Source organism: Paenarthrobacter sp. NPDC091711 (assembly GCF_044756605.1).
Lineage (GTDB): Bacteria > Actinomycetota > Actinomycetes > Actinomycetales > Micrococcaceae > Arthrobacter.
Map to the genome: position 1 here is coordinate 23,792 of NZ_JBIVTF010000013.1, position 26,706 is coordinate 50,497.

15 protein-coding genes are annotated in these 26,706 nt (G+C 62.7%); 3 read left to right on the plus strand and 12 right to left on the minus strand.

The window, feature by feature from the left end; genetic code table 11:
• Positions 1-18 precede the first annotated feature (18 nt).
• The 10 genes from ACIQH5_RS17380 to ACIQH5_RS17425 all read right to left on the minus strand — a co-directional run bounded on the left by ACIQH5_RS17380 (position 19) and on the right by ACIQH5_RS17425 (position 18,662).
• Positions 19-4,308 carry a family 43 glycosylhydrolase gene (locus ACIQH5_RS17380; protein ID WP_400405742.1) on the minus strand — a complete coding sequence of 1,430 codons (4,290 nt, stop codon included), beginning with the start codon at positions 4,306-4,308 and terminating at the stop codon, positions 19-21.
• Positions 4,309-4,494: 186 nt separating this feature from the next.
• Entirely contained in the window at positions 4,495-6,432 is a 1,938-nt protein-coding gene (locus ACIQH5_RS17385) for a DUF5107 domain-containing protein (RefSeq protein ID WP_400405745.1), read from the minus strand.
• Between the two features lies 1 nt (position 6,433).
• Positions 6,434-9,508, minus strand: a complete 3,075-nt coding sequence (locus tag ACIQH5_RS17390) for a glycoside hydrolase domain-containing protein (protein ID WP_400405748.1) — start codon at positions 9,506-9,508, stop codon at positions 6,434-6,436.
• 144 nt (positions 9,509-9,652) lie between these two features.
• A complete protein-coding gene (locus ACIQH5_RS17395) occupies positions 9,653-10,417 on the minus strand; it encodes a copper homeostasis protein CutC (RefSeq protein WP_400405751.1) in 765 nt (254 codons plus the stop codon).
• Between the two features lie 80 nt (positions 10,418-10,497).
• Complete coding sequence (locus ACIQH5_RS17400; protein ID WP_400405754.1) at positions 10,498-10,914, minus strand: acyl-CoA thioesterase; 417 nt, start codon at positions 10,912-10,914, stop codon at positions 10,498-10,500.
• Between the two features lie 73 nt (positions 10,915-10,987).
• On the minus strand, positions 10,988-13,066 hold the full coding sequence (locus ACIQH5_RS17405) for an ABC transporter ATP-binding protein (protein ID WP_400405757.1): 2,079 nt from the start codon (positions 13,064-13,066) through the stop codon (positions 10,988-10,990).
• Positions 13,063-14,796 (minus strand): ABC transporter ATP-binding protein, encoded by a 1,734-nt coding sequence (locus tag ACIQH5_RS17410; protein WP_400405760.1) that lies wholly within the window; start codon positions 14,794-14,796, stop codon positions 13,063-13,065. Before ACIQH5_RS17410 ends, ACIQH5_RS17405 begins: the two co-directional genes overlap by 4 nt.
• Positions 14,797-15,023: 227 nt before the next feature.
• On the minus strand, positions 15,024-17,096 hold the full coding sequence (locus tag ACIQH5_RS17415; RefSeq protein ID WP_400405763.1) for an MFS transporter: 2,073 nt from the start codon (positions 17,094-17,096) through the stop codon (positions 15,024-15,026).
• A 10-nt stretch (positions 17,097-17,106) separates the two neighbouring features.
• Positions 17,107-17,589: a MarR family winged helix-turn-helix transcriptional regulator gene (locus tag ACIQH5_RS17420; protein WP_400405766.1), complete on the minus strand. Its 483-nt coding sequence runs from the start codon at positions 17,587-17,589 to the stop codon at positions 17,107-17,109.
• 173 nt (positions 17,590-17,762) lie between these two features.
• Complete coding sequence (locus tag ACIQH5_RS17425) at positions 17,763-18,662, minus strand: LysR family transcriptional regulator (protein WP_400405769.1); 900 nt, start codon at positions 18,660-18,662, stop codon at positions 17,763-17,765.
• A 94-nt stretch (positions 18,663-18,756) separates the two neighbouring features.
• Between ACIQH5_RS17425 and ACIQH5_RS17430 the strand changes: the two genes are divergently transcribed.
• Together ACIQH5_RS17430 and ACIQH5_RS17435 are read left to right on the plus strand one after the other, a co-directional pair.
• Positions 18,757-19,785, plus strand: coding sequence for an MBL fold metallo-hydrolase (locus ACIQH5_RS17430; RefSeq protein WP_400405771.1), 1,029 nt, complete (start codon positions 18,757-18,759; stop codon positions 19,783-19,785).
• A gap of 34 nt (positions 19,786-19,819) precedes the next feature.
• Positions 19,820-21,154: an MFS transporter gene (locus ACIQH5_RS17435; protein WP_400405773.1), complete on the plus strand. Its 1,335-nt coding sequence runs from the start codon at positions 19,820-19,822 to the stop codon at positions 21,152-21,154.
• A gap of 67 nt (positions 21,155-21,221) precedes the next feature.
• On the opposite strand, the gene ACIQH5_RS17440 is transcribed toward ACIQH5_RS17435, so the two are convergent.
• On the minus strand, positions 21,222-22,925 hold the full coding sequence (locus ACIQH5_RS17440; protein WP_400405776.1) for a thiamine pyrophosphate-binding protein: 1,704 nt from the start codon (positions 22,923-22,925) through the stop codon (positions 21,222-21,224).
• Complete coding sequence (gene speB, locus ACIQH5_RS17445; protein WP_400405779.1) at positions 22,922-23,977, minus strand: agmatinase; 1,056 nt, start codon at positions 23,975-23,977, stop codon at positions 22,922-22,924. Before speB ends, ACIQH5_RS17440 begins: the two co-directional genes overlap by 4 nt.
• 228 nt (positions 23,978-24,205) lie before the next feature.
• On the opposite strand from speB, the gene ACIQH5_RS17450 reads away from it, so the two are divergent.
• Positions 24,206-26,179, plus strand: a complete 1,974-nt coding sequence (locus tag ACIQH5_RS17450; protein ID WP_400405781.1) for an APC family permease — start codon at positions 24,206-24,208, stop codon at positions 26,177-26,179.
• The last annotated feature ends 527 nt before the right edge of the window (positions 26,180-26,706 follow it).

Below are 26,706 nucleotides of genomic sequence, written 5' to 3' on the forward strand. Positions count from 1 at the left end.
CGGGCCACCAGCGTCAGGTTAGTTGCAGGATGCTGCGTTGTAGGCGGCGTTTACTGTCACCGTGACGGGTTGGCCGTTCACGGTGGCTTTGGCTTCAACGGCTACGGTGCCTGCCGGTACCGAAGCGGCACGGGTGGTGAAGGCGTGGATCGCGTTCTTGCCCGGCTTGACCTCGGCGAAGGTCTTGGTTCCGTAAGCCGAGGTGAAGGTGGCCTGGACCGACTTGGTGTCGTTGTTGGTCAGCTGCGCGGTCACGGTGACCTTACCGGCAACGCACTTGGTGTTGGCCACTGCGCTGACGTTCAGCTGCGGAGCTGCCGGGACCGGGTTGGCGATCATCAGCCAGCTGAGCTGCACATCCGGGCCCCGGGTGGGGCTCAGTGAGAAGGTCAGTTTCCCGTCCGTGCCCACCGTGACGTTCTGGTAGGCCGCGGACTGGTACTCGCCGCTGTAGTCGTGGTCAGCTTCCACTACTGCACCGTTGACGGTGACCTTCGCTCCGCGGTCATCCCACTGGGCCCACGGATCGTAGTACCCGGCGTAGACCGTGTAGGTACCCGGGGCCAGATTGTTGAACTTGTAGCTCAGGTCCCGGCCAGCCTTGGCGTAACGGAGCGTGGAGAACATGTCACCAATATCAGTGCCATTCACTCCGCTGTCCTGACTTTCGTAACCCCAGGTTTTACCCGTCACGGGGTCAGCACCGAAGGGCTGGTCTGCCGCGCTGTTCAGGACGGGGCCGTCCTGGGCTGCTGCTGCCATCAACGCGGTCCAGTCGGCTGTCTTCTGCCCACCGGCGTTGACCGCGTACTGGACACCGTCCGGGACCACCGGGATGGTCCGGGTGAATGTCCGGTTACCGAAGCCAGGCAGCGTGCCCGTAGCGGTAATGACACCCACGGTGTTCGTGTTGCCGCTGACCTGCCAGGTCACGGGTTGGGTGGAGCTCTGCCCGTTCTGGGTGACCGTCACGGAGTTCACACTGAAGGTTGACCCCACAGCCAGGCTGGCAGGAACACCGGTGACGTCCCAGGCAGCGTTCGCGTCAAGGTCCTCGAGTTTCCACTCGGACGGGGCCTTCACGGCCAGGGTCTTGCCGCCTTCGCCCATCTGGATAGGCATCCACACCATGGGTGCGGTGGCCAGGGCTTGGTCCGATCCGCCGTTCCAGCGGTCACCCATGTAGATGAACTTGCCGTTGGCCGGGTCCACGGGGATCACCGAGGACGGCTGGGAGTTGTTGGAGTTCCAGGACACATCGCTGCTGAACGGATCTCCCATGTCAGTCCACTCCCCCAGAATGCTGGTGGCCGTGCCGTACCGGGACGGGTTCGGTGACCAACCAGTGGTTCCCGAGGTAATGATGAAGTAGCGGCCCTGGTATTTCATGATGGCCGGTGATTCACGGGACTGGTTGACAAAGGCCCGTCGGAAGTCGACTCCCTCCACTGCCGTGTCCGGAGAGGCGGAAAGTTGGGTGTAGTCAGCGTTGAGTTTGGAGATGAACATGGTCCTGTTCTCTTCGCTGGAGTAGATGATGTAGCCCGTACCATCGTCATCCACAAAGAGATTCATGTCCCTGGCCATGCCCGGGTTGTTCGGAGCCCAGTTGGTGGGATCGCCGGCGGTTGCTTTGTGGAGGCGGTAGCTGTCGATGTACCTGAATGGCCCGAACGGTGAATCAGAAACTGCCACACCGGCATTCGCCTTGGCGTACTGAGCGGTAGACCACGACGACGGTCCGTCAGCGTGGACCCACATGACCCACTTGTTGGTGGCTGCGTTGTAGATGACCTTGGGCCGCTCAAGGATCGGCGGGGTCTGGCCATCGACAGGCACTGTTCCGAGGTCACGGTAGACGGCGTCCTTCTGCTCCGTGGTGTAGCCCGAGTACAGGTTCTGGAAGTACGGGTCCGAGTCGATTTGCCCGCGTGAGGACAACGTCTTCAGGGCGACGCCCTCGTCCTTCCAGTTATACAGATCGTAGGAGCTGTAGCCGTGAACGCCCGGTGCTGAGTGGTAACCGTTGGTCCGGTCTTCGCCGTACAGGTAGTAGATGGTCTTGCCTTCGGAATCCTTGGACGTCACCACCTGACCACCGTGTGCCTGGATGAGGTTTCCGTTGTTATCCCGCCAATCCTGGCCGGGACGGAAGCTGGTGTAACCGGTGCCCTCACTGGCGTTCCGGAGGGTGAAGGCCTGGTTGGCCCCACCGTTGGAGGTCCACAGCCCTATCCAGGCACCTTCATGGGTGGACTGGTTTGAGACGTCCAGGACTTGGTGAAGGCCGGCGTTCAGGAGGCTGAAGGAGGTACCGTCAGTGGTGCTGAACAGCCACTGGGCCGAGCTGTCTGTACGGGCTTCTTCGTCGGTGATGGTGCGCAGCGTGGTGCCGTTGGCATCGGCAGCCAAAGCACGGCCATCGGCGAGCCTCAGGACGAAACGGTCACGGGTGGTGCCGTCTTCATCGGCAATGAGGGTTGCCTTCCACACTTGGTTCCCGCCTGCGATCGAATCACTCAGCACTGTTTTCGGCGAGCCATCCGAAGCCGTCACGGCCCGGCCACTCTGAACTCCAACAAAGCTGTAGGACTGTCCGTCCTGCACTGCCGGCGCGTCCGCTGCCACCCCGGATGCTCCGTTGACCACGAAGGTGGTGACGGACTTGGCAGGCACGGTGAGCGTCGCCGAGCGCGTTCCGGCGTCGACGGCCACGGCAGCGCCGCTGACCAGCGCGTTGGCCGTAGGGTCACCGGACGGAGACTGGGTGGTCACCACCGGGGTAACCGTGGCACCGGCGGCGATGGTTGCGAATTTGGACAAGTCCACCTTCACGGTCTTGGCCTGATCGGAGTCGTTCGTGTGCACCATGGCCAGGCCGGAGCCATCGGCTTTCAGCGCAGATGTGGTTTTGCCGTCGCTGGTGGGAATGATCCGGTCACCCGGTGCAATGTAGTGGGTGAAGTTGCGGATGGTGTTGTACTTCGAGTTCACCGCTGTGCGGCACGAAGGATCAGCGGCACCGTCAGCCAGGCGCCGGACGGAGTTGCCATCGGCGTTGCAGTCGAAGTCAATGAAGACGGATCCCCAGTTCTTCTTCTCGCCAAGTTCCATGTTGTAGAGGTCTTCAACCGGCTGCCACAGCACCCAGGACTCAGGATCTAGTTCACGGAGGTCATCGGTGATGCGGGTGGCCATGCCCAGACCGTTTTCGATGCTGTCCGGGTTCCAGGAGTCACCGCCCCAGTTGCCTTCCACTTCGCTCATGGACAGCGGCTTGTCCGTTGCCTTGGCGATGTCGCGAACTGCGAGGCGGTCGCCGGTGGAGTAGGTGTGGACGTTCAGCTGGCTGACAGCCTCTTTGGTTTCCGGAGTCCAACCATTCCAGTCTTCCAGGAAGCGGCTCGGCGATGTCTCATCCGGGCCGGAGACCTTGGCCTCAGTGGTGGTGCCGGGCTCGGCGAGCTCGGCAGCCATGGCGGTCAGTACCTGGGACTGCAGGGCGGGGCCTGCGTGGGCGCCCTCCTGGCCTCCACCGTTGGGCAAGCCGTTGCCACCAAAAGTGGTCTTCCAGTAGTTCGTGTTGGGTTCGTTGAGGGGGTTGATCGTGTCGAAGCTGATTCCTTCAGTTTCCTCGACGTGCTCGGCTACCTTCTTGACGTAATTGACGAACTTATCGACGGCGGCCGGCTTGATCTGGTCGGCGTTGGGGTCGGTACCGCCACTGACATAGCCACTTTCGGTCATGAAGTAGGGCGGCGAGTTACTGAAGGCCTCCCAGGTGGTGACTTTGTCCTTGATGGCCGCGATCCAGGCCCGCTGGGAGGCATCGGCGTCGAGGTTGTAGTCCGAGTCGTTCTCGCCGGTCCAGGCGGCCAGGAAACGGTCCCGGTCAGCGTAGTTGGTGGTGATCGGCCCGGCTGCGTCAGAGAGGCCCGTGGTGGGGTTCCACCAGCCAGGAACTGCGCCGCCGGGACGGAGGTAGTCGGGGATGTCGGTGGCGTTGCCGCCACCCACGTTGTAGCGGGCGATGTTCAGGTTCAGGCCGTCGTCACCGAAGACCTTATCGATCAGATCATTCCGGATGGCTTCCGGATACTGGCCGGTGGCGTTGGCCATCCAGACGAGGCTGGTGCCCCAGCCTTTGAACGATGGTCCGGCCTGTGCCGGGTTGGGGGTGAGGACAAGCGGTTCCTCTGCAGCGATTGCGGCCGAGGGTAGGAGGGGAAGTGTTGCTAATGCGAGGGAGGATGCGGCGATTGCCGCTGCGATGCGATGACGCGACGATGCGTTCGTACTCGACAACATTGTCTTAAATCCAATCCGTTCATGTTTACGTGAACATAGAAGAGGTTTACGTAAACATACAGTGACCCACGTCACCCGTCAAGTAATGATTTCCGCTGGTCTAAAGATGACCTCACCGCCGCGCATGGGGATAGCGCATTCCCATCGAAATGCGCTATCCCCGGCGAATTTAGTCCTGCGAAAGGACTAATGCATCCCGAACTGGTACGCCGCCGGCACCGGCTCTCCCGGGCACACTTCCTGCCACAGCGCTGATATCGCGTCCTCCCCCTCGCGGAGGTCCGGAATTTCCACGCCCTCGCGCAGGATCGCTGCCGCTGCAGCGGGGTTCCCGGTCCTTGCGAGCGCCAACGCCTTAAGGAACGTCAAGCGTCCGACGCCGGTCCCCGCCTTGGGTGCCGCGCCGTTCAGTTCCAGCGCCATGGCCGGGTCCCCGTGCCGGATGCTGAGCGTGATGGCCTCCATGAGCAAAGCTGCATTGGCCGGGTCAGCCTCCACACCCTTCCGGAGTTCCGCGAGGCCATCGGCATCCCGCCCGGCCGCAAGCAAGGCAAGGCCCAGCCCGCGATGTGCCAAAGCCTTGATGCCAGGCGTCGCTTCCGGATCGGCCAGCACGTGCCGATATCCGGACTTCGCGCCCTCCAGGTCCTGCCGGGCGTGCTTCATGGTGGCCAGGTGGAAGTGCGCCTCCGGGCTTTCCTGCCCCGCCAGCACGTCCTCCCAGTCCGCCCCCGCTAAGAAGCTGGACGCGCCGTCGAACGCTTTTCCCTGCAGCAGCGCGAGCCATGGTTCCTGTTCCGCGGTGACGCTCTCGTCTACAAACGGGGTTCCGCTCTCGTCCACCCAGGCCTTCCCGTTTTTCTGCCGCCGGGCACGCTCAAGAACGCCCCAGCCGCTGCCGTCCACCAACATTTTCGACGGCGGGACGTCGGCGTCGGTGATGGCTGCGGACAGCATGGACTCGAGTTCATCGTGCGGCAGGAGCTGTTCCAGGCGCTCACCGGCGTGGGCTACAGCAGCATCCCAGTCGGTCCCGTGCGAGGCGTCCGGGTCCAGGTGCCCGTTGCCGTAGGCCTCAACCCACGCCCATTCTGCGCCAGCGGGCATCACCAGGTGTTCAAACTGCGTCTGCGCGAGGCCTGCCTGAATCTCGGCGTACGGGCCAGCTCCGGGACTCAGCCATTCCTGCCACCGTTTACCGCCCTGGCCCTGGCCCCACACGAAGAGTTTCTTTCCCCGCAGGAGTCCCGTGGACAGCATCGCCAGCCCGTCGCCGTCGTCGTCCGCTGCCACAACCCAGCGCCGTTCCGAGGGGTCGATGTCGAAGAAGAAGTCGGCCGCGTGCGGGCTGTTGACCGGCCAGGTGCCGTCATAGCCTTCGTGGCTGGTGGGCCGGACACGGGTGATGTCCGTTGTGTAGTCGCTTCCAAAGGCCTCCTCTGCCGGGGCGATCACCCGCGTCCGCTCGGTCTCGGGGATCGCCGCGTTGCTCCACCAGTACATGGGGACGTCGTGGTCATTCGGGTTGCGGATCCGCACAGCCGCGAACACCACGGGCGAGTCCTCAGGAAGCCACACGTCCACCTGGAAAACCACCTCGCGCAGCCGCTCGAATTCCCACATACGCAGGATGTGCTTTCCGTCCGGCGTGTGCACGATCGCCGTGTGCAGCGGGTCGCAGCTGGTGGGTGAGTGCCCGCGGGTCCCGATGTTCCACTCCAGCCCGCCCGCGAACCACGCCTTGCGCAGGGCAATGTTGGCCAGTTGCGGGGCATCGTGGGTGTGGAGCAGTTGCTTGCCGGTCGCTTTGTCGAACAGTTCCCAGATGCGCCCACCCAACGACGGGATGACCGTCACCCTGAGTTTGCTGTTTTCCAGCACGACGGCGGGAAATTCCCGGGGTGCCGCATCGCGGCTGTAGCCGTCCTGCATCAGATACGGGTACACATTGGGAACCACCCCGTACCGGGCCGATGCCTGGAGTTCCTCCGGGACACCTTCGCCCACCGTGTAGGGCTGGTCGAGCTCGGCCGCGACTACCGGCAGCGGGTTCAAGGAGCCGAGCTCCGCCATGGTCAAGGAGATGGTGGTGACGGTGAGGTTGGAGGTTGTTGTTTCTGCCACGTCAGTTTCCGATCACAAGAAGGAGGCCGCGCTGCGGCTCGATGGGTATTGCCTCGCCCGGCGCGTAGCTCGCAGCTGATTGGAAGCCGCGGATAGCGGGGGCTGATATTGAGGCGTCCTTGCGGGCGCCGGTGGCGGCAGCGTCGTCGAAGATCAACGTCACTTCCTCAGTGTGCTCGGCCCATGACGCCAGCGCTACAACCATTCCGTGCTCTGTAAGCCACGTGGTTGCCAGGACCTCCGGGTGGCTGGTCCGCACGGGCGCCTGCGGGTCCCAGAACCCCTGCATCGGTGCGTGCTCCAAGCCGGTTTCTGCCCAGAAATCCCAGAGCGGGCGGTTGTCCACGGCGGGCGCCCTGCCGGTCATGCCGAACACCATGCCGCGCCATGGGTTGCCTCCGCCTTCCAGCATTTCGCCCATCAGTCCGAAGGGGATGCCGGACAACTCCACCAACCAATAGTCGGGATCGGTGGTGTCGTAGTCGAAGTACTCCCCCAGCCACAGCCTGTCCACATAGGGCAGTTGCTCCATGTACAAATTTGCCGATGACGCGTACCCGTCGTGGGCCGTGAACTGGTTTGCCGAGTGAAGGTCGATCTCAGGGCCGTCCACTCCGCGAGCCGAGCAAGCCCGCTCAAGGACCTTGCGGACCCGCACCATGGCATGACGGTCATAGGCGATGTCATCCAGATAGATGCCATCGATCCCGTCCTCACCTCTGGCCAGCTCCTGGAGGCTCCGGACGTAGAAGTTCTCCCACCGCGACTCGCCTGTGGTCACCACTGCGATGTCCTCGACGTTCGGCGCAAACCATGCAGACACGTAGCCGCTCCCGGCATGTTCCTGCAACCAGATGTGGCCCGCCCCGGGACCGTCACTGAAAATCTCGTGGTCCAGTTGCAGTAGCGGCAGCAGCTCCGGACTGTGGAAAGTAAGCTCCCGGACAGTGTTGTAGATCTTGGCTTTGAGTCCGTTTCGATGGCACCCTGCCACGTACTCCCTCAACGAGCCTTCCGTGAGAAGGGGGTCGTTGATGTACGGCGCAGGAGCTGTTGCGTGATGGACGTTGACCACGGTGGCTCCCGCGGCGGCGATGCTGTCCGGGTCGGCCGGCTCGTGGAAGTAGCGCTTGGACAGGTGCTTGCCGGGTTCGATCGGTTTGAAAGGCGTCAGCAGGAGACGGACATTAAAGTCGAGCTGCTGGCCCGCGGTGAGGGAACGGGCACCGCTGAAGGCATGCAGCGTCACCGTATTCTCCGTTGTCCGCAGCGCAACACCGCCCCGGACGGTGGACTGGCCGCCGTCCTCCTGACGGTTGGCCCACGATCCCGGTTCCACCAGCGGCTTCTCCCGGTAAAAGTTGGTATTCAGTGGCCTCTCGTACCGCTCATCCCGCAAGGACAGCTGCATCCCGGCGTTCACCCCACCCAGCCAGAGTGCATCCTGGTTCTTGGTGGCAACGTCCCAGGTCCAGTCGACGGTTTCCGGTCGCCGTCCACCCGGAACCCCCAAACCCATGGCGAACGGGACCGCAGCCTTTCGGAACCCAAGGTGAAGGCCGACGTCGGGCACGTCCAGGTTTTGCTCCGGACTCAGCCGAAGCCGGTAGCTCACTGCTCCATCGGCGTCGAGGACACCGTCCAGGTCCAGGGCCAGAGCCGACTTTCCGTCTTTAGTGCCCGTCCACTGACAACGCCACTGGACGCGTGCCGGGCCCTGAACTGTGAAGACGACCGGCGAGTAATGCCAGTCGATGCCGGCAATGTCCAGGCGCACCGGGACGTCCAGAAGCTCGACGGCGGGACCACCAGTGGCGGTCACAGCGGCAGTGAAGGTGGACGTCACCTGCGCCGGAAGCCCCGATTCCGCGAGCCGCAGCGACCTGCCCAGGATGCCCAACGTGGTGCTCGATTCATCCACTGAGACGGCGGTGTAGGGCTCCACCAGCTCCGCGTCCTGGGCAACCTCCGAATCCAGCCATGCCAGGCGCCGAAGGAATCGTGGATCGCCGAAACCACCGGCAAGGATTGCCGGATCTGTTTCCGCCGCCACCTCCAGGGTGACCTCGATGTTCCGCGGCGACTCCCCCGCTGCACGGATGGTGATGGTCGCAGAGTGTGCGGTTCCCGCAGCTTCCACAGGAATGGGAAGGACCACGAACAGGCCCTGTACCGTGCCGGCCGGGACGTTCAGTGCTCTGCGCCACGGCTTGCCCCGGCGATCCACGCCATCAGTATTGACGCAGTGCCCGCCGGCCGGGGAGGCCACATCGACGGAGACGCCCTCGAGCTCCTTCTGCGCGTAAAGCCCCAGCTGGACCACATAGTCCTCGCCGGCAAGTGCAGTCCCGTGGAAGCTGTTCGAGGGCCCGTCGATCACCCAGTGCGCCGGCAACTCCGAATGCATCGAGACAGGGTTCAGCCGGTCCTCGGGGAACACCAAGAACGCCTCGCCTGCGTGAAGCGAACGGAAGTGTTCCAGCTCCTCCGCGCGGGCAGTGAAGTTCATTGGAGCGAAGGAGTCGCGTTCACTTGCGGCCTCATAGCGGAGGACTCTTGCGGTGGGCAGCTCGGCCTGCGCTCCGCTTGCCCAGGCAGAACGCACCACGACGGCGGCCCAGGCCGGGTCTGCGGCAGGACGATGCGGGAGGTACTGCGCTTGCGGATAGTGGGGTTTCCCCAACATGGCGTACGGCAGGTAGTAGACGAAGTAGGTGCCGGGGCCGTCGATGGCCTCGAAGACGAGGGATCCGGACTCCCTCGTGGCCTCTTCAACGATCACGTTCCGGACCCTGGTTCCGGTGCTCTGGGAGACTACGATGACATCCACGGTTGCCGGCTCCGTGTCCTGCCGGCGCCAGGGAAGGACCACCCTGTGGGCGTGAGCCGTTCCCTTGGACCGGCCTCCCGCTTCGTCCGTCTGGACGTCAATGACGAACCGGTGATTCCCGTAGAGAAGTTTGTCCCATGTTCCGACGCCGCATTCCACCTCCGGGTGGCCCTTGGCTGGGGTGCTGTTTGCGCTTGTCGTGGGACGGGAAATGACGGCCGGTAAAACCGGCGAGGGCAGCGGCATCGCTGGGACTCCTGAAGGTAGCTTCCGGGGCTTTTCACCGAGTTGGTGAATCCTTACATCATCCCGGCGTTCCGCGGAATCGTAAAGAGTCATTACGATCCGCGATCACTGGAATTTGCCCGTCCAAAAGCTGGACGGCAGGGGCTAACGGGGCATTGCGAGATTAAGTGCGTTCACCATCGCCTTCGCCGCCCGAACTACTTCGCGATCGGTGACGGTGTACGCCGTGGGATCGCTGCCGTCCTGTGCACCGAGGGAGATGGCGCCCTCTCCGAGAGTGGAGACCGTCTTCTTGGCCGAGAGATGAACGGCGGACAGGCCTGCCCTGTGCATGGCGGGAATGTCGTCCAAGGTGAGTCCGCCACCAGCCATGATCTGCAGGGCGCTCCCGGCACGTTCCACCATGGCCGTCAACGTTTCCAAGCCAGCGCCCGCCGTTGCCTGATGCCCCGAGGTGAGGACCCTGGTGAAGCCCAGATTCAGCAATTCATCCAAGGTTGCGAAGGGGTCTCGTGACTGGTCAATGGCTCTGTGGAAGGTGAGCTCGGCGTCCGGGTTGGCGTCCTTGGCGGAGGCCACCAGGCGCTGCAGTGCCGGAACATCCACGTCACCTGAAGCAGTGAGTGCCCCCACCACAACTCCGCGCGCTCCCTGGGCCAGCAGGTGCCGGATTTCATGCACCATGGTGTCCACGTCCGATGCGGAGTACTGGAAATCACCCGGCCTGGAGCGGATCAGCGGATGGATCTCCAAACGCCCGTCCACATGCTCCATGCTGGCTTCCATGAGACCTTGACTGGGCGTAATACCTCCCAGTTCAAGGCTGCTGCAGAGCTCCACCCGGTGGGCTCCTTCGGCGGCGGCCGTACCTGCACCCGCAGCGCTGACCACGGCAATTTCAAGTTTCATGCTGAAACTCTACGCGGAGTTCTTGTACAGCTAATGCCCCTAAGAAGGCTCCTTAAGGGCATCATCTGTTCAAAAACTCGTCAGGCTTGGTAGTGCCCCAGCTTTTCTTTTTGCTCCGGTGTGAGCCTCAGGACCCGTCCCGTGGCCTCGGCGACGAAGGCCAGGTGCGTGCTGGCTTTGACGCAGTCCTCACGGGTGACCGGGTCCTTGATGACGTAGTGGAGATCAAAGCTGGCGCCCTTGATGGCACCGACCCAAATCTCCACGACGGCCGGGATGTTGCGGTATTCAAGCGTCCGGACGTACCGGACCTTATGCTCCACTACGAGGGTCATGGTGCCCTCCTCAACGTCGTTGAACAGGGCAGCCGGTGGTTCCACGCCGGGAAGGCCCGCACCGCGCGGTGGCCCGAAGGCTGCGATGCGGGCTTCCTCAAGCATGCGGACAATCTGCACGTTGTTGATGTGTCCGTAGGCGTCCATGTCACCCCAGCGCATGGGCACAAGGACCTCAATGCGCCGGGGTACAAGGAATCCCGGGTGTTCACTCCAGTGCTCAGTGAATCCGTGCTCAGCTGTGCACCGCCGTCGAGTCGTCCACTGCGGTCTCTTCCTCACCAGCAAACTGGGACATGTACAACCGGTAGTACGCACCCTGCAGGGTGAGCAGGTGGTTGTGGTTGCCCTGTTCCACGATCTTGCCGTTCTCCATCACCAAAATGGTGTCGGCGTCGCGAATGGTGGACAAGCGGTGCGCGATAACGAAGCTCGTCCGGTCCGTACGGAGCGCAGCCATGGCCTTCTGCAGCAACAGCTCGGTACGGGTATCCACGGAGCTCGTGGCTTCGTCCAGGATCAGCAGCGACGGATCTGACACGAACGCACGGGCGATGGTGATGAGCTGCTTTTCACCGGCACTGACGTTGTTGCCTTCTTCGTCGATGATGGTCTGGTAACCGTCCGGGAGCGCCCGCACGAAGCGGTCCACGTAAGTGGCCTTGGCCGCCTCCATGATCTGATCCTCGGTGGCGTCCAGGTTGCCGTACTTGATGTTGTCGTAGATGGTCCCGCCAAAGAGCCACGCATCCTGCAACACCATGCCCACCTTGGACCGCAGTTCTGCGCGGCTGAGGTCCTTGATGTCTACACCGTCCAAGGTGATCCGGCCGGAGTTGAGCTCGTAGAAACGCATCACGAGGTTCACCAAGGTGGTCTTGCCTGCACCGGTGGGGCCAACAATCGCCACGGTGTGACCGGGTTGTGCAGCAAAGGACAGGTCCTCGATGAGCGGCTTGTCCTCCACGTAGCTGAACGAGACGTGGTCAAACTCAACATGGCCGTCGGTCTTGGAGGGCAGGTGGCGCGTACCGGTCTCTTCAACTTCTTCATCAGCGTCCAGGAACTCGAAGACGCGCTCTGCTGAAGCAACGCCGGACTGCAGCATGTTGGCCATGCCGGCAATCTGACCCAGCGGCTGGGTGAATTCACGCGAGTACTGGATGAAGGCGGTGGCATCGCCCAGGCTCATGGAGCCCGAGGCAACACGCAGGCCACCCACCACGGCAATGCCGACGTACGAAAGGTAGGACACGAAGTTCATGGCCGGGAAGATCACGCCGGACACGAACTGCGCACCGAAGGAGGCCTTGTAGAGTTCCTCGTTCTTCTCGTCGAAACGCTCCAGCATGTCGGCATCGCGCCCGAAGACCTTCACGAGGTCGTGGCCGGAGAACGATTCCTCGATCTGGCCATTCAGTGCGCCGGTGTTCTTCCACTGTGCTGCGAAGAGCTTCTGGCTGCGGGCACCGATGACGCCCGCCACAATGCCGGACAACGGCAGGGCGATCAAGGCAATCAGCGCCAACTCCCAGGACACGATGAACATCATGACGGTGATGCCCAGGACTGTGAGCACTGAGCTGACCAGTTGGGAGAACGCCTGCTGGAGGCCTTGCTGGACGTTGTCGACGTCGTTGGTCACGCGGGACAGGATGTCGCCACGTTGGCGGGTATCGAAGTAGTTCAACGGGAGCCGGTTGAGCTTGGCCTGGACGTCATTGCGGAGCTGCTTGATGACCCGCATGACGATCCTGTTGAGCAACCAACCCTGTGCCCACAGGAAGATGTTGGCCACAAAGTACATGAGGAGCACGATGGAAATCAGGAACGTCAACTTGGGAAAGTCGATTCCGTTGGTGAGTTCCATCTTGGACACCATGTCGGCAAAGTTGCCCTGGCCTTGCTGGCGCATGAGCTCCACGAACTGTTCCTGGGAAACCCCTTCCGGGATCTGCTTGCCCATAACGCCGCCGAAGATCACGTCCATGGCGCTGCCCAGAACCTTGGGAGCGATGACGTTCAGGACCACCGAGACAATAACGAGGCCGATCACGATGTACACGCCCACGGCCTCGGGCTTCAGCAGGCCCATGAGTCGCTTGGCGGACGGCCAGAACTCCTTGGCCTTCTTTGCCGGGACGTCACCGAACATGCCGCCATCAGCTTCGGAGGGGACGTATTCCTCTTCGACGAAGTCCTCGTCCTCGAGCGCTTCGGTTGCTACCTCAGCCTCGGCTGTTGCCTTGGCGTCCTTTGCGGCTTGAGCCTTGGCAGCCCAGCCACGCTTCTTCTGCTGGTTCTGCTCGCTCATGCCACTTCCTCCACGCTCAGCTGGGATTCAACGATTTCCTGGTAGGTGGGTGATGTCTCCAGGAGTTCGTCGTGAGTTCCGCGGTCAACGATCCTGCCGTTATCCAGCACCAGGATCTCGTCCGCGTCAGCGATGGTTGATACGCGCTGGGCCACGATGATGACCGTGGCGTCCCGGGTTTTGGCCTTCAAGGCCTTGCGGAGCCTGGCATCGGTAGCGACATCCAACGCGGAGAAGGAGTCATCAAACAGGTACACGTTCGGTTTGGTCACCAACGCCCTGGCAATGGACAACCTTTGGCGCTGGCCGCCGGAGACGTTGGTACCGCCCTGGGCGATGCGCCGGTTCAAGCCGGATGACTTTTCTTCCACGAAGCCCTTGGCCTGCGCAGTCTCCAATGCATCCCATAGTTCTTCGTCAGTTGCGTCGGGCTTGCCGAAACGCAGGTTGTGCTCGATGGTCCCGGAGAACAAGTACGGCTTCTGCGGAACCGCAGATACCCGGCTGGTGATCTCCGACGCGTCCATCTTGGTGACCGGAACGCCGTCGAGCAGTACGTCACCGGAGGCGACGTCGTAAAGCCGCGGCAGCAGAGAGACCAAGGTGGTCTTGCCGGCACCCGTGGAGCCAATGATGGCCAGGGTCTTGCCGGGCTCGGCGGTGAAGGAGATGTTACTCAGCACCGGTGCCTCGGCACCGGGGTACTTGAACGTGACGTCGCGGAACTCCACGCGTCCCTTCTTCTCGGCCGGCACCACCGGTGAGGTGGGGTTGTGGATGGAAGGTTCGACGTCGAGGACTTCGCCGATGCGGTCTGCACAGACCGACGCGCGGGGAATCATCATGGCCATGAACGTGCCCATCATGACGGCCATCAGGATCTGCAGCAGGTACTGAAGGAAGGCAGTGAGCGCGCCCACCTGCATCTCGCCGGAGTCCACCCGCTGGCCGCCGAACCACAGGACGGCTGCAGTGGACAGGTGCAGGATCATGCCGATGGCAGGGAACATCAGGACGAACAGGTTGCCGATCTTTACCGATACGGCGGTGAGATCTTCATTGGCGGCCCCGAAGCGCCTGGCCTCGTGGGGCTCACGTACGAACGCGCGGACCACGCGGATACCGATGATCTGCTCGCGCAGCACGCCGTTGATGGCGTCGATCTTGGTCTGCATGGATCGGAACAGAGGCATGAGACGGACTACAAGGTAGCCCACGACGGCCACCAGGACAGGGACCGAGACCCAGACCAGCCAGGAAAGGCTGAGGTCCTCACGGAGCGCCATGATGATGCCGCCAACACACATGATGGGCGTTGAAACCATGAAGTTCAGGCCCATGAGGACCAGCATCTGTACCTGCTGGACGTCATTGGTTCCGCGGGTGATCAGAGTGGGAGCGCCGAAAGTGTTGACGTCCTGGGCGGAAAAGCTGCTGACCTGCCTGAAGACGCTGCGGCGCAGGTCCCGGCCAATGGCCATTGCGACCCGGGAGCCGAAGTACACGGCGATGATGGCAGTGAGCACCTGTCCAAGGGCAACAGCGAGCATGAGCGCACCGGTCTGCCAGATGAAGTCGGTGTCTCCACGGGAAACTCCCTCATCAATGATCTTGGCGTTGAGGCTGGGGAGGTAGAGCGTGGCGATGGTGGACGCCAGCTGAAAAATCAGCACGGCCACAATCTGCGGCAAATACGGCTTGGAGTAGCGCCGTATAAGGGTGACAAGCATGCCCACGGGTCCTTAGAAAGAGTGCGTGAATGAGATAAGAGAAGTGTCGCAGCCGGGGCTGACAGTATTAGCCTCCCTACTCTACGAAATCCGTTGCCCCGGCGAAACAACTTACGCAAAAGATCATCCCAGCGGAGTAGTTCATGTGCCGTGGATGCTCCCGTCGCGGCAGGCAGCACAGCAAAGCGCCGGCTGGTTTCCCAACCGGCGCTTCACCGTACGTGGACTTAGCCTGCGTGTTTTCCGTGGTCCGAGCGTGCTTCAACGCCTTGGAGGAGCAGCAGCGCCATGCGTTCCTGCTGCCTGCGTTCGCGCTTGAGTTCCTTGCGAAGGGCGGCCAACTCTTCCGCGGTATGGGCCTGCTGCTCGGCAATGGTTTGCTGCTCCCGCAACCTTGCCTGCAGTTCCACGTTGGCGCGGCTCAGCTGTAGCTGCTGTTCCGCCAGAACGTACTGGGTTCGGGACAACTGCTCTTGGACTTCCTTCACATCCGAGGTGCCGTGAGGCCGTTCCTGGGTAAGGATCCGAGCGAACTCGAGGTCAAGATCGGATCCGGACTCCGGGTTGGGAACCTGACGCTCCCCCGCCGGCACCTGCCGTCCGCCCGCCGAAACGGGAGCGTGGGCACCAAGGCGGCGTGCGCCGTCGTCGTCCGCTTTTACAGTGTCCAAGGACGAGGTATCCAGCGACATTCCGGCGTCTCCCGAGGCCGTGGCAATGAGCTCCTTTTCGGGAGCAGCATCAACCGTGCGGCGCAGTGGACGCTCCTTGATGAACAGCACTGACAAGAGGGCCACCACGCTGATGATCGCGGAGATCAGGAAGATCTGGGCAGTCGCGTCGCCGTAGGCAGCACGCATGATCTCGGCGACGGGAGCGGGCATATCGGCAAGGTCCATGCTGGCCCCGGATGCACCGCCCTGGACGGGAATCCCGGCAGCGGCCATGCCTTCAACGGCGAGGTCCTTCACATGCGTGGACATGATGGCACCCAGCACGGAGACGCCAATCGCGCCACCCACCGAGCGGAAGAACGCCACCGAAGCACTTGCCGTACCGATGTCCTTGGCCTGGACCGTGTTCTGCACGGCCAGCACGAGGTTCTGCATGAGCATGCCCAGGCCAAGGCCGAACACACCGGTGTAGATGGCCACGATCCACAGTTCAGTGGTGTGATCCATGGTTCCTGCGAAGGCCAGGCCGCCAATGAGAAGCACGGAGCCTGCAATCAGGAACCTCTTCCATTTACCGAAACGGCTGATGAGGATACCGGAGGCCACGGAGCCGATCAGGTTGCCCGCAATCATGGGCAGAGTCAGCAGGCCGGCCTCGGTGGGAGTGGCGCCGCGGGCAACCTGGAAGTACTGACCCAGGAAGGTTGAGGAGCCGAACATGGCGATACCGACAGCAACCGATGCAATGATGGCCAGGGCCGTGGTGCGCTCGGAGATGATCTTGAGCGGGATGATGGGCTGGGCCACCTTGGTTTCCACGTAGACCAATACCGCAAGCAGTGCCACGCCGCCGCCCACCATCAGGGCGGACTGCCAGGAGAACCAGTCGTAGTAGTCAGGGTTGCCGGCGAAGGAAACCCAAATGAGGAGCAGGCTCACGCCGGACGTCAGAAGGATGGAACCGAGCCAGTCAATCTTGGCGGGGCGCTTGATGTGTTCGATCTTGAGGGTCACCTGGAGCAGGATGAGCGCGACGACGGCCAGCGGCACGCAGACGAAGAACGTCCAACGCCACCCCAGCGGGCTGTCAACGATGAAGCCGCCCAGCAGCGGGCCGCCGGCGGTACCTACAGCCATGACAGCGCCCATGTAGCCCGAGTACTTGCCGCGGTCGCGCGGCGGAATCATGGAGCCGATGATCGCTTGCGCCAGGGCGGTGAGGCCACCCATGGCCACACCCTGGATGACGCGGGCGGTCAGCAGCAGCGGAATGGTTTCGGACAGGCCGGCCATGACGGAACCGGCCACGAAGATGATGATGCTCAGCTGGACAAGAAGTTTCTTGTCGAAGAGGTCAGCGAGCTTGCCCCAGATGGGCGTGGTTGCAGCGTTCGCCAACAACGCAGCCGTGATGACCCACGCGAAGTCGGTTTGCGTGCCCTTGAGCTCGGACATGATGGTTGGCAGCGCGTTGGCGACGATGGTGCTGCTGAGGATCGCCGTAAAGAACGCCGCGAGGAGCCCGGTGAGGGCTTCCATGATCTGCCGGTGCGTCATGGGCGCGGCGGCCTTGTGCGCGGTGACTGAGGCGTCCACCGCCTTGGAGTTTTGTACTGGTGTAGCCATGCGTGGGCTCCTAAGCTGTCTGGTTTGTTGTGATGGAGCCGGCCGCCGTTGCCCGGATTGAGTCCTTGAGGGACTCCGTGAGTTTGTTGATGACCTGGGAGGCCTCGAGGGCGTCTGCCTCGCTCCAATCCGCCAGGTAATCCCGCAGTCTCACGCTGCGTTGTTCTTCAAATTCGCGCAGTTTCGCGGAGCCTTTCTCCGTCAGCGCGAGGAGTTGGGCCCTGCCGTCCGCTGGATCCGGCCGCCTGACCACGAAGCCGAGTTCCTCGAGTTCGCTGATGTGCCGGCTGAGGACCGGCGCGCTGACACCGAGCCGCGTGGCCAGATGCGTTGCGCGGGTCTCCCCCTCGCCGATGAAGCGCATCACCCCTTGCACCGCCATTCCGACGTCGGGAACGCGGGACATGTGGGCGGTCACCACACAGCGCAGAGTGCGCTGGAGATCGAAGATTTGATGCACAAGATCGGTTGCCGTGGCAGAACCAACGGACATGGAAGACACCCCTCTTTTTGTTTGCCTAAAGCAACTATAACTCAAAGTGATTGCTTTGGGAAACTAAAGATGAGGGTTCAAGCGTCCGCCGCGAAAACGCGGGAAGAGTGTCAGACCGCCGGAGAACTCCGGCGAATTCGACAGTTTCCCGCGAACCCGGTGCAGATCCAGCCTTATCCGGCCAAGTGAATAGCCGCCCGAATGACCTCGTTCACCCGGCGAGGCCGATCGATCCCCGGCGGCACGGCAGCCACGAGCCAGCTCTCAGGAAGGTCATCCTTGATGGGCACCAGAACAACTTTGGCGTCTGCATATACAGGAGCGACCCCCGGCCATGCATGAGTCACCGAGATAGCCCGTCCACTGGCCACAACTCCGCGTATGGTCTGCGCCACCACGCTTTTCCAGCGGACGTTCGGCTCGATGCCCGCTGCGAGGAACATGGCCGTTACCCGTTCCGCGCTGGGTGGCACATTGAAGAGGATCACGTCCTCGCCCGCGAGGTCGGCGAAGCTCAGTGATGCTCTTCCGGCCAGGGGGTGTCCCGCGGCCAGCATGAACTGGGGACGCGATTCCACCACTTTGACGACGTCGACGCCCGGAACCACCTGAGGGGAATAGACGAAGGCAAGGTCCAGCTCCCCCTCCCCTACCCCCTTCTGCAGGTCTTCGGCGGCGCCCTCCACAAAGTCGAGCTCTACCTCTGGCCATTTCTCGGCGAAATAGCCGATGAGTTCCGGGATCACCCGGGGCGAGATGGCCACCATGCAGCCAATGGAGACTCGGCCGCGCATCTCTTCATGGGAACCCATGAGTGCCCCACCGTGCAGGTCGGCGGTTTCCCTGAGGATCCGCCGGGCACGCACGCCGAGTTCAAGCCCGGCAGCTGTGGGCTCAACCCTCTTGGCCCGGGTGCGGATCAGCAGGTCCAGGCCAAGGCTCTTTTCCAGCTGGGCAATCGCCATGGAGGCGGCGGCTTGGGAGATGTTGCTTTCACTGGCGGCTTTGGTGAGTGATCCGTGATCGAGCACCGCCACGAAATACTCGAGCTGGCGCAGCGTGAACTCGGCCATCAGTTCTCCTTATGAACTTCTTTGAATTGATTGATTATACAAGTGAAGTGAGCCGGGCCACTATGGAGGAAAGCCAAAGTCGAAGGAGACACCCGTGACATTGACGTCATCCCTGAAACCACACATCGTCACCCTGGGCACCGCCGGCGGTCCCCGGTGGTGGGCGGCCGCCGACTCCGGCGAGCGCACAGGAATAGCCACCGCAGTGGTGGTGGGAGACTCCTTCTACCTGGTGGATTTCGGCCAAGGCGCCGGACGACGGCTTAGCCAGTCAGGCTTGGAGCTCAAGGACTTGAGGGCACTCTTCATCACGCACCTGCACTCGGACCACGTCTACGATCTCGCCGGGCTTGGCATCTTCGGCCTGTACGCGCTCGCAGACCGTTCCACCAACCCGGTGAGGATTATTGGACCCGGTAACCGTGGTGAGCTGCCGCCGGTGTCGCCCCGCGCCGTCGTCGATCCTCTTCCGCTGGCCCCGGAGAACCCGACGCCTGGCACCCGCCAGATGTTCGAACAGCTGATGGCCGCCCACGCTACGGACCTCAATGACCGCATCCTGGACAGCCTGAAGCCCAGTCCCCTGGACATCTTCGCGGCCGAAGACATTCGGATCCCTGCACAAGCCGGTTACCACCCCAACAACAACCCGACGCCGGACATGGAACCGTTCGAGATCTATCGCGACGAATTGGTGACGGTGACCGCCATCCTGGTGGAACATCCTCCGGTGGCACCGGCTTTCGCCTTCCGCTTCGATACCGCTGAAGGTTCCGTCACCATCTCCGGCGACACTGCGTATACAGAAAACATGATCACGCTGGCCACGGGCACGGACTTATTGCTGCACGAGGCCATCGACTTCGACTGGGTGGAATCCCTCTACGCAGACAAAACGGATGACAGCAGCCGGGCCGCACGCGACCACCACTACAAGTCACATACGAGTGTCCGGGAAGCAGCCAAGCTGGCCGACGCTGCCGGCGCACGGCACCTTGCCCTTCATCACCTGGTGCCCGGGCACGCGTCCACGTCTGTGTGGCTCGAAGCCGAAGATCACTTCAGCGGAGAGTTCACCGTTCCCAACGATCTTGACGTCATCCCGTTCGCACGCCAGCGCTGATGCGCGAACCCCACCACCGGAACTGAGGAAGCACATGAGCTCAGCACCATCCCAGGACACTCTCCCTGAAGCCACCGGCAACGCCCCGGAACACTCCATGAAGTCCAAGGACATGCGCCGTATCCTTGCGTCCAGTTTCATCGGCAGTGCCATCGAGTACTACGACTTCATGCTGTACGCCACTGCCGCCAGCCTTGTTTTCAACAAGGTGTTCTTCGCCAACCTTGGCCCCGGCTTCGCCCTTTTCGCATCCTTCGTAACGCTCGCGGTGGGGTATGTTGCGCGCCCCTTGGGTGGCCTGATCTTCGGGCACTTCGGGGACAAAGTGGGCCGCAAGAAAATGTTGGTCCTCTCAATGCTCATCATGGGCTTCGGGACCACCATGATCGGTTTGCTGCCCACCACAGCCCAGATTGGGATCGCCGCGCCCATCGCGCTGGTTGTCCTCAGGCTGGTTCAGGGTGTGGCGGTTGGCGGGGAATGGGGCGGCGCCGCCCTCATGGCCATAGAGCATGCCCCCAAAAAGCACCGGGGATTCGCTGCAGCTTTCGCCAACGCCGGCGGACCTGCGGGAGCGATTCTGGGCACACTGGCACTCTCCCTGTTCGCAGCCCTGTCCGGCGAAGATTTCCTGGCATGGGGGTGGCGTATTCCTTTCCTTCTCAGCGCCGCATTGATCGCTGTGGGAATGGTCATCCGCCTCAAAGTGTCTGAGACACCGGCTTTCCAACGGCTTGAAGCAGAGGGATCCAAACGGCGGGTGCCGCTTCTCGATGTCCTCAAGAACAATCGCCGCGCGGTGGTGCTGGGGCTGCTCGCCACCACAGCTTTCTACGTATGCCAATCGATGACAACGGTTTGGGGCGTATCCGTGGCCGTGGAGAACGGGGCAGATAAGAACGGCGTGCTCAACATCAAGGCTTTCGCGGCATTGCTGACCTTGATCATCTGTTTCTACTCCGCCCGCCTCAGCGATAGGATCGGCCGACGCCGGGTGCTCATCGGCGCATCTTTGCTGGGCGCCGTCCTCGCGTACCCCATCCTGCTGCTGATCAACAACGGCGAGCTATGGGCGTTTGCCTTGGCGATCGTGCTCGGTAATGGCCTCGTACAAGGCTTCCTCTACGGTCCCATTGCGGCTTACGTGGCCGAACAGTTTCCCACCCGCAACCGCTATACGGGCGCTTCGCTGTCGTATCAAGGTGCATCGATGATCGGCGCCGGTTTCACACCGATGATCGTCGCTGGACTCAGCCTCGCGGCCGGCGGTGGCTTGTGGCTCATCGCAGCGTTCTGGATCGCCGCGATGCTGGCCGCGGTTGTTGCCGTGAAGCTCACGCCCGAAGGCACACAGCGGGATCTCGACTAGTCGCTGTGTTGCAAAGCAAGCAGCCCCCGCACGGAGTACCGTGCGGGGGCTGCTTGAGTTGGCGCGCTTAGTCGTCCAGGTGAGTGGGGCCGAACATCTTCAAAAGCGTTTCAACCACGACGACGTTGGGTCCGTCCGCTTCGAAGGACGCCTTGAGCGCGTCCCCCACGTCCTCCGGGGCAACCCGGCGGGCCGGGACGCCGAAGGACTCGGCAAGCTTGACGAAGTCGGGGCGGGCGAGTTCGGTGGCCGTGGCCTGGCCGAAGGCACCCACCATGTATTCGCGCAGGATGCCGTAGCCGCCGTCGTCCACGATCAGCCAGGTGACCGGGACGTTGTGCTGCTTGGCCGTGGCGAGCTCGGAGATGGAGTACATGGAGGAACCGTCACCGGACACAGCGAGCACACGGCTCGGTTTGCCCGTGGTCTCCAACCCGACGGCTCCGCCGATGGCTGCCGGGAAACCGTAGCCCAAGCCGCCGGCGCCCTGGGCGGAGTGGAACTGGCCCTGACGGGCGTCCCAGCAGCTCCAGCCCCAGTACGCGGAGATGGTCATGTCCCAGAACGTCTGCATGTCAGCCGGAACAGCCTCGCGGATGTCGGCCATGAACTTCAGTTCCTTGGCCAGGTCCTGGGATTCCAGGCGTGCGGTGACCTTGGCCAGGGAGTCCTTGACCACATCTTCCGGGCTGGTGCCGTGCCAATCACGCTTGGTTGCGTCCGCTGCCCCTGCCGCGGCGAGGGCTTCATCCAATGCTGCAAGGGCTTGGCCGGCGTCGGCGCGGATGCCCAGGCCAGGCCTGTTGGATTCCAGGACGCGGGGTTCTGCGTCGATCTGGATGATGCGGCCGCGGGGTTCGAAGGTGAAGTAGTTCGAGGTCACTTCACCCAGCGACGAGCCAATCACGATCAGGACGTCCGCGTCTTCCAGGACATCGGTCATGTACCTGTCCTCGATCCACGACTGCAACGAAAGTTCGTGGGTCCACGGGAACGCACCATTGCCACCGGGAGTACAAATGACCGGAGCGCGCAGCTGCTCGGCAATCGAGAGCAACGACTTCTCAGCCCGGCCACGGCGCGTACCGCCGCCTGCGATGATCGCCGGACGTTCCGCCGTCGAAAGCCACTTCACGGCTTCGCGGATCAACTCAACGCGCGGCGGGTTGTCGAACGCCTCGGCCAGCGCATCCTCCACCGGGGGCACCATGATGGGATCCAGCAGGACGTTCTGTGGGATTTCGATCCAGACCGGGCCCTGCGGCGAGGAGATCGCTTCGGTCCACGCGTCCTGGATGGCCGACGGGATACCCGAGGCGTGCTGGATCAGTCGCTGGCTCTTGGTGACGTTCGCCGCCGAAGCCTTCTGGTCATCGAGCTGGTGCAGCATGCCCTTGCGACGCGCGCCCAGGCCATCAAGCGGGATCTGGCTGGCAACAACCACCATGGGGACACCGGTGGCGTAAGCCTCCTGCAAACCGGCCAGGGACGTCAGCGCGCCGGGACCGGTGGACAGGAACAGCACACCCACCTCGCCCGTGGCACGGGAGTAGCCGTCAGCTGCGAACGCCGAGTTGTTCTCCACGCGGGAAGAAACGAAGTGCAGGTTGCCGCGGCCCATGGCGTCGAACAAACCCAACGCGTGCTGGCCCGGGATGCCGAAAACAGTCTTCGCGCCCAGCGCTTCAAGGGTCTCGACGACGAGGTCCCCACCGTTGCGCTGGTTAGTCCCCTTCGTGGGAGCTGCTGTGCCGGGATCGAAGTCGATCATCGCTGGTCACCCGTTGCGAGCTCCGCGATGCGAGCGCCGAGTGCCTGCTGCGCGTAACCGTTCGGGGCACCTTGGCGGTCGCCCTCGACCGCGTTGTCCGCCATGAGGGTCACGAGCTCGTAGGCTACATGGCTACCTGCGACGCCAGTGATCTCTGCGTGGTCGTAGGCCGGAGCAACCTCAACGATGTCCGCACCAACGAGATTCATGCCGCGGAAGCCGCGGATGATTTCGAGGAGTTCGCGGCTGCTGATGCCGCCGGCTTCGGGAGTGCCGGTGCCGGGTGCGTGCGCCGGATCCAGGACGTCAATGTCCACGGAGATGTACAGCGGACGATTGCCGATGCGATCCCGGATCTTAGCCACCGTCTCCAGGACGCCTTGGTAGTAGACGTCTGCGGAGGTGACAATTCCGAAGCCGAAGCGATGGTCGTCGTCGAGGTCCTTCTTGCCGTACAGCGGGCCGCGGGTACCCACGTGGCTGATGGCCTCGGTGTCCAAGATGCCCTCTTCCACGGCGCGGCGGAAGGGGGTGCCGTGCGTGTACTCGGCACCGAAGTAGGTGTCCCAGGTATCCAAGTGGGCGTCGAAGTGGAGCATGGCAATGGGCTCGCCGGCTCGTTCGGCTGCTGCGCGGAGGAGCGGGAGCGCAATGGTGTGGTCGCCACCAAGGGTTACCAGTTTGCTGCCGTTGGCCGTCAGGTCCAAGGCGTTCTGCTGGATGGTCTCAATGGCCTCGTTGATGTTGAACGGGTTCACGGCCATGTCGCCGGCATCGGCAACCTGAATGTTCTCGAACGGGCTTACGTCCCAGGCAGGGTTGTACGGGCGCAGCAAGCGGCTGGCCTCACGCACATGGTTGGCACCGAAGCGCGCGCCGGGACGGTAGGAAACGCCCGAGTCGAAGGGGACGCCGACAACCGTGACGTCCGCCTTGGCGACCTGATCCAGGCGGGGCAGTCGGGCGTAGGTGGCGGCACCGGCGTAGCGCGGGATGCGGGACGAATCGATGGGGCCGAGGTTCCCGTTGGCTTCAATACGGAGCTCTTCCAAAATATGCCACTCCTTGTAATCATGGGGCGATCGAATCACTAGCTGTGACACCCATCATACACTCGAAGTTTCCTAATATGCATCACCTGTTTACAAATCAGATTACTGAAAGGGGCATGAGATGCCGGTCACAGCAGGCGTAAAGATTCCATAAAAACCGGGGTCCCGGCGTCGAAGGCGGCCATACGCTCCTAACGGAAGCAGCACCGTGCTGCGCGAAAGGACAACGTGACCACCCTGACGAGGCCTCCGGCCGACCCGGCCGACCGGCCAAAGCACTCCTTCAACCTCAAGTCGTGGCTGCTCGAAGGAATGCCGGACACCTCAGGCAAGCGGCAGGGCCCCCACGGGAAACCGACAGACTCCCACAAACCGCAGGCTTGGTGGAAGGTCATGTGCCTCACCGGCCTGGACTACTTCTCCACCCTTGGCTACCAGCCGGCCATTGCCGCACTCGCCGCAGGCCTGTTGTCGCCCCTGGCCACGTTGCTCCTCGTGTTCGCTACCCTGGCCGGCGCGCTGCCCGTGTACCGGCGCGTTGCCAAGGAAAGCCCGCGCGGCGAAGGATCAATCGCCATGCTGGAACGCCTGCTGCCGCGATGGGGCGGCAAGCTGTTCGTCCTGGCCCTCCTCGGGTTCGCAGCCACGGACTTCATGATCACCATCACGCTCTCGGCCGCCGACGCCACCGCCCACCTCATCGAGAACCCCTTCGCCCCGCACTTCCTCGAAGGCCAGCAAGTGGTCATCACCATCGCGTTGATCGCAGGACTCGGCATCGTCTTCCTGCGCGGATTCAAGGAAGCCATCAACGTGGCAGTAGTACTGGTGGCAGCGTTCCTCGCGCTAAACCTTGTGGTGATCGCCGTCTCCATGACCCATCTCTTCACCGAAGCCGGTGTCATTACTGACTGGTGGACCGCACTCACCACCTCCCACGGCGACCCCATCATGATGATCGCCCTGGCACTTCTCGTCTTCCCCCGTTTGGCACTTGGACTCTCCGGATTCGAAACCGGCGTCGCGGTCATGCCCCAAATCAAGGGCCACGCCACAGACACCGACGCCAAACCCACAGGCCGGATCAAAGGAGCCCACAAGCTCCTCACCACCGCGGCCATCATCATGAGTTCGTTCCTCATCACGTCCAGCTTCACCACCGTCATGCTGATCCCCGCCGCCGAATTCCAGGATGGCGGCAAAGCCGAAGGCCGTGCACTCGCCTACCTTGCGCACAAATTCCTCGGCGACGGCTTCGGAACCATCTATGACGTCAGCACCATCGCCATCCTCTGGTTTGCCGGCGCCTCCGCCATGGCCGGCCTGCTGAACCTCGTCCCCCGCTACCTGCCCCGATACGGCATGGCACCTGCGTGGGCACGGGCGCTCCGCCCCCTGGTCCTGGTCTTCACGGTTATCGCGTTCATTGTGACCATCATTTTCCAGGCCGACGTCAACGCCCAGGGCGGCGCCTATGCCACTGGCGTCCTGGTCCTCATTACCTCAGCCTCCATCGCGGTGACCCTCTCTGCGCGGCGCCGGAAACAGCGCGCCCAGGTCATTGGCTTCGGCCTGATCTCCCTCGTCTTCGTCTACACCACAGTGGTCAACTCGATCGAACGCCCCGACGGCCTGAAGATTGCCGCGCTCTTCATCCTGGCCATCATGGTTGTCAGTTTCATCTCCCGCATGCGGCGCGCTTTCGAGCTCCGGGCCACTCATATCAAGATGGACGAGAAAGCCCTCGAATTCGCCGCAAACGCTTCCGATGGACCCGTTCGCATCATCGCCCACGAGCCCAAGCACCTCAGTGCCAGCCGATACCGGGAGAAGCTCCAGCACGCCCAGCAAGCCAGCCACCTGCCCGTTGACTGCGACGCCGTCTTCATCGAGGTCATTGTGGACGACAGCTCGGACTTCGAGCAGGAGCTCCAGGTTGTGGGCAAACTCAGGCATGGGTTCAAAATCCTGGAGGTGCACAGCAACAACGTGCCCAACACCGTGGCCGCAGTGCTCCTCCACATCCGGGACGTCACGGGGTTCATGCCCCACATCTACTTCCGGTGGACCGAGGGCAACCCGATCTCCAATCTCAGCAAGTTCCTGTTCTTCGGCGAGGGAGAGATCGCACCGGTAACCCGCGAAGTGCTGAGGGAAGCCGAGCCGGACATCACACGCCGGCCGTGGGTGCACGTGGGCTGACCGCCTGATCCGTTCGCCGCGCTCCTCCCCAGTTGGTGACCTACCTTGTGACCACCGAGCATCGTCAGCCCACGGATTTCCGGGGCCAGCGAGCCCAGGCTGCTCACGGAAGGGTCAGCAACTGGGGAGGACCGCAATTGCCACTTACCCACATAAGGGAAATGGGCCGTTCCTCCAGCTGCCCAGTGTCGGTGAACTGGCCACATGGACATCTATCTATACCTTCAAGAGGTGGGCGGCGTAGCCCGGACCGAACAACTCCGCAGCGCAGGCTTCTCCCGATCAGACGTCGCTTCTTTGTTATCCCGGGGAGCTAGCCGCCCGCGGCGGGGCGTGTACATGCTCAAGGATCACAAGCCGGAGTTCGCCGCGGCCATCCGGTTCAACGCGCTTGTGTCCTGTGCAAGCGCTGCAAAACACTTCGGGCTTTGGCTAAGAACCGCTCCAAGCCAACATCATCTGGCCTGCAATCATGGGCACGGCAGCGGGTTTATCCGGCACAGGACAGCCCGGTTCGAGGCACACCC

What these genes read in the sequence shown, in the direction of transcription:
- ACIQH5_RS17380 (WP_400405742.1), bottom strand. Translation starts at nt 4,308, where the DNA reads ATGTTGTCGAGTACGAACGCATCGTCGCGTCATCGCATCGCAGCGGCA.
- ACIQH5_RS17390 (WP_400405748.1), bottom strand. Translation starts at nt 9,508, where the DNA reads ATGCCGCTGCCCTCGCCGGTTTTACCGGCCGTCATTTCCCGTCCCACG.
- ACIQH5_RS17395 (WP_400405751.1), bottom strand. Translation starts at nt 10,417, where the DNA reads ATGAAACTTGAAATTGCCGTGGTCAGCGCTGCGGGTGCAGGTACGGCC.
- ACIQH5_RS17400 (WP_400405754.1), bottom strand. Translation starts at nt 10,914, where the DNA reads ATGCGCTGGGGTGACATGGACGCCTACGGACACATCAACAACGTGCAG.
- ACIQH5_RS17405 (WP_400405757.1), bottom strand. Translation starts at nt 13,066, where the DNA reads ATGAGCGAGCAGAACCAGCAGAAGAAGCGTGGCTGGGCTGCCAAGGCT.
- ACIQH5_RS17410 (WP_400405760.1), bottom strand. Translation starts at nt 14,796, where the DNA reads ATGCTTGTCACCCTTATACGGCGCTACTCCAAGCCGTATTTGCCGCAG.
- ACIQH5_RS17415 (WP_400405763.1), bottom strand. Translation starts at nt 17,096, where the DNA reads ATGGCTACACCAGTACAAAACTCCAAGGCGGTGGACGCCTCAGTCACC.
- ACIQH5_RS17420 (WP_400405766.1), bottom strand. Translation starts at nt 17,589, where the DNA reads ATGTCCGTTGGTTCTGCCACGGCAACCGATCTTGTGCATCAAATCTTC.
- ACIQH5_RS17425 (WP_400405769.1), bottom strand. Translation starts at nt 18,662, where the DNA reads ATGGCCGAGTTCACGCTGCGCCAGCTCGAGTATTTCGTGGCGGTGCTC.
- ACIQH5_RS17435 (WP_400405773.1), top strand. Translation starts at nt 19,820, where the DNA reads ATGAGCTCAGCACCATCCCAGGACACTCTCCCTGAAGCCACCGGCAAC.
- ACIQH5_RS17440 (WP_400405776.1), bottom strand. Translation starts at nt 22,925, where the DNA reads ATGATCGACTTCGATCCCGGCACAGCAGCTCCCACGAAGGGGACTAAC.